The organism is Aliidiomarina quisquiliarum, from assembly GCF_023922585.1.
Taxonomy (GTDB): domain Bacteria; phylum Pseudomonadota; class Gammaproteobacteria; order Enterobacterales; family Alteromonadaceae; genus Aliidiomarina; species Aliidiomarina quisquiliarum.
Genome location: NZ_JAMFTN010000036.1, coordinates 1 through 1,005, shown reverse-complemented (window position 1 = coordinate 1,005; position 1,005 = coordinate 1). Strand labels below are relative to the sequence as shown.

Here is a 1,005-nt window from a genome sequence, read left to right as displayed (position 1 = left end):
CGAATATGCGGCGGTGGCCGCTTACGGTCCATAAAACCGGAAACCGCACGTTCGATCCGTTTGATTTCAATCTCGCTCAATGCCACGGCACTCTCTCACTCTCCATACCTCAATACACATAACGCCGCGTTAAGCGGTGAGTAAAAGTTGGCTAAAATGTGAAGCGAAGCGGAACCGAGCCAACTGTTACGAATCCGCCTTAAACGCTTTGTTATGTGCTTTGCTTAAAACAGATCTATTTTTTTAGATGCTGAGTTGGGAATATTGTCATCAGAAAACTTTCCACATATAGATGCCATTCCGAGCTTTCTAGCGTCATTAGGTAAACCGTATCTAGCAGACACACGACTCACTGCATCATCACACCTATGCCATTCATCTTTATCGCCGAGTAAATATGCCATACGAGCGTAAAAAAGGTCATATACATAAGGGTGGTCTGGCTTTCCGTTTTTACCTACTGGCAACCCCAAAGTTAGAAGGCTCTGATTTATCTCTGTTTCTTCTATTTCTAATCTAGTTCTTGTTACACCATCTTTTTCTTGAGCGACAAAATTAAATGCGTATGCATCAATTTCATTTGCTACTACGTAATAGCCAAGTGATGTTCTTGTTGCATTAAATCCATCCCTAGTATTTTCAAAGTTGACATCACTTGGATCTGAAAGGCGAATAACTTCTCGTGCAGCTGCGATTACTTCCTCTTTATTGTGATTCTTATACTCCCTTAACTTCCACTCTTCCAGTGAAAGATCTGGACGTTGGCTCGCGCAGCCAGCTAATAATAGAATTAATGCAGCTACTAATGTTCTAACCATTTACTACTCCTTAGTTTCCTTGGTTATTATAAAATTCCTGATTGTATATCCGTGCCTTAGCACATAACGCCGAGCTGAGCGGCGGGCTTGGAGCGAAGCGAAAAGCCCGTCCGGCGCAGGCCCGGCCAGGGCCGGAGCGAACTCGAGCGACTGGTTATGTGTTTCAGCCGAAGAAGCAGGCATATTG

1 protein-coding gene is annotated in these 1,005 nt (G+C 44.1%); it reads right to left on the bottom strand.

Annotated features, from left to right (window positions below; all coding sequences use genetic code 11):
- Nucleotides 1-224: 224 nt before the first annotated feature.
- Nucleotides 225-818, bottom strand: coding sequence for a hypothetical protein (locus M1L23_RS12795; protein WP_252627833.1), 594 nt, complete (start codon nt 816-818; stop codon nt 225-227).
- Nucleotides 819-1,005: the final 187 nt, after the last annotated feature.

Bases quoted from the DNA above. Each gene is read 5' to 3' on its own strand.
- M1L23_RS12795 (WP_252627833.1), bottom strand. From the start codon at position 818: ATGGTTAGAACATTAGTAGCTGCATTAATTCTATTATTAGCTGGCTGC.